This is a genomic window from Butyricimonas sp. Marseille-P2440 (genome assembly GCF_900091675.1).
Classification (GTDB): domain Bacteria; phylum Bacteroidota; class Bacteroidia; order Bacteroidales; family Marinifilaceae; genus Butyricimonas; species Butyricimonas synergistica.
Window position 1 is genome coordinate 1 of record NZ_LT594605.1, and the last position, 2,957, is coordinate 2,957.

Consider the following 2,957-nt stretch of genomic DNA (forward strand, 5'->3'; position numbering starts at 1 on the left):
GATACATCGACAAAGGTAGATATAAACACACGACGCTAACGAACGTGAATAATGAAGGGCGCGCGGTGGATGCCTTGGCTCTCGGAGGCGATGAAGGACGCGATAAGCCGCGATAGTCCACGACGAGGTGCAAGTAACCGTTGACTCGTGGGTTTCCGAATGGGGCAACCCGGCTGGATAGATTCCAGTCATCCTGTAAAGGAGGCAAACGCGGGGAACTGAAACATCTCATTACCCGCAGGAGAAGAAAACAACAGTGATTCCCCCAGTAGTGGCGAGCGAACGGGGAATAGCCTAAACCGTTGCCGTTTCGGCGACAACGGGGTCATGGGACCACGTCATTCGACATGACATCAAGAGCAATTACCTGGAAAGGTAAGCCGCGGAGGGTGATAGCCCCGTGCTCGTGCAGTGTCATGGAGATAGTGGAATCCCGAGTAGGGCGGGACACGAGAAATCCTGCCTGAATTCGCCAGGACCCCCTGGCAAGGCTAAATACTCCCGAGAGACCGATAGAGAACCAGTACCGCGAGGGAAAGGTGAAAAGAACCCCTAGCAGGGGAGTGAAATAGACCCTGAACCCGCGCGCCTACAAGCGGTCGGAGCCGGTCCGTCCGGTGACGGCGTGCCTTTTGCATAATGAGCCTACGAGTTAGTCGTCACCAGCGAGGTTAAATCCTTCAGGGATGTTAGCCGAAGTGAAAGCGAGCCTCTAAAGGGCGTATAGTTGGTGGCGCTAGACGCGAAACCTTGTGATCTACCCCCGAGCAGGTTGAAGTCGCGGTAACACGTGATGGAGGACCGAACCGGTAAACGTTGAAAAGTTTTCGGATGACCCGGGGGTAGGGGTGAAAGGCCAATCAAACTGGGAAATAGCTCGTACTCTCCGAAATGCATTTAGGTGCAGCCTGTGGTGTTCTGTTCTAGAGGTAGAGCTACTGATTGGACGCGAGGGCTTCACCGCCTATCAAATCCGGATAAACTCCGAATGCTAGAACATCAAAACCATGGAGTGAGCCCGCGGGTGCTAAGGTCCGCGGACGAGAGGGAAAGAACCCAGACCACCTGCCAAGGTCCCCAATGGGCGGTTAAGTTGAAAAAACGAGGTGGGATCGCGATGACAGCTAGGATGTTGGCTTGGAAGCAGCCATTCATTTAAAGAGTGCGTAACAGCTCACTAGTCGAGTGGTCCCGCGTGGATAATACACGGGCATCAAACCGCCAACCGAAGCAGTGGGGTCAGATCATGTCTGACCGGTAGGAGAGCATTCCTGTCGGCGTCGAAGGGGTATCGCGAGGTATCCTGGAGCGTCAGGAAAAGCAAATGTAGGCATAAGTAACGATAATGGGGGCGAGAACCCCCCACGCCGCAAGACCAAGGATTCCCCGGCAATGTCAATCAGCCGGGGGTCAGCCGGCCTCTAAGGCTAACCCGAATGGGGACGCCGACGAGAAACGGGTTAACATTCCCGTGCTTCTCGTCACCGTGACGCGGTGACGGGGTGATCACGGAGCCGCGCGCTGACGGAATAGCGCGTTGAAGGCCGTACCCGATGACGGTGGTAGTCAAGCACGCCACCCGAGGCGAAAGCCGATAGTACCGCGAGGCCTCGGCCAAGCGGACAGCGCTCCCGGCATTAACCCCCAAGAAAACCCGCTAAACTTCAAGTGACGAGGAACCGTACTGTAAACGGACACACGTGGTCGGGTAGAGTATACCAAGGCGCTCGAGTGATTCATGGTCAAGGAACTAGGCAAAATAGTCCTGTAACTTAGGGAAAAAGGACGCTCTAGTGATAGAGCCGCAGAGAAATGGCCCAGGCGACTGTTTACCAAAAACACATGGCTATGCCAAATCGAAAGATGACGTATATGGCCTGACACCTGCCCGGTGCCGGAAGGTTAAGAGGAGAGCTCAGACGCGAGTCGAAGGTTTAAATTGAAGCCCCGGTAAACGGCGGCCGTAACTATAACGGTCCTAAGGTAGCGAAATTCCTTGTCGGGTAAGTTCCGACCTGCACGAATGGTGTAACGATCTGGGCACTGTCTCGACCATGAGCTCGGTGAAATTGTAGTTCCGGTGAAGATGCCGGGTACCCGCGACGGGACGGAAAGACCCCGTGAACCTTTACTGCAGCTTCGCGTTGTTCCCGGGCACGGGACGTGTAGGATAGGTCGGAGGCAATGAAGTGGGTTCGCCAGGATTCATGGAGCCATCGTTGAAATACGACCCTTCTCTTGTCTGGGATCTAACTCTTTGTAAGAGGACACCGCGTGGTGGGTAGTTTGACTGGGGTGGTCGCCTCCAAAAGCGTAACGGAGGCTTCCAAAGGTACCCTCGGGTTGGTTGGTAATCAACCGTAGAGTGCAATGGCACAAGGGTGCTTGACCGGGAGACTTACAAGTCGATCGGGTGCGAAAGCAGGGCATAGTGATCCGGTGATCCCGCGTGGAAGGGTCATCGCTCAAAGGATAAAAGGTACTCCGGGGATAACAGGCTGATCGCTCCCAAGAGCTCATATCGACGGAGCGGTTTGGCACCTCGATGTCGGCTCGTCACATCCCGGGGCTGGAGAAGGTCCCAAGGGTTCGGCTGTTCGCCGATTAAAGTGGCACGCGAGCTGGGTTCAGAACGTCGTGAGACAGTTCGGTCCCTATCTGTCGTGGGCGTTGGAGATTCGCGAGGTCCTGACTCTAGTACGAGAGGACCGGGTTGGACGCGCCGCTAGTGAACCGGTTATGACGCCAGTCGTACGGCCGGGTAGCCACGCGCGGACGGGATAAGCGCTGAAAGCATCTAAGCGCGAAGCCTGCCTCAAGATGAGATCTCCATCTAGGGTCGTCGTAGACGACGACGTTGATAGGCCACAGGTGTAAAGCCGGCGACGGCAAAGCCGAGTGGTACTAATCACCCGATAGTTGACGTTCGGTGGGTGAGATGATTCGATTAACGTTCC

General features: G+C 55.5%; 1 rRNA gene. It reads left to right on the forward strand.

From position 1 onward, the window contains the following. The first annotated feature begins 42 nt into the window (after nt 1-42). Nucleotides 43-2,928: ribosomal RNA gene (locus tag BN8899_RS00095) — 23S ribosomal RNA — on the forward strand. Nucleotides 2,929-2,957: the final 29 nt, after the last annotated feature.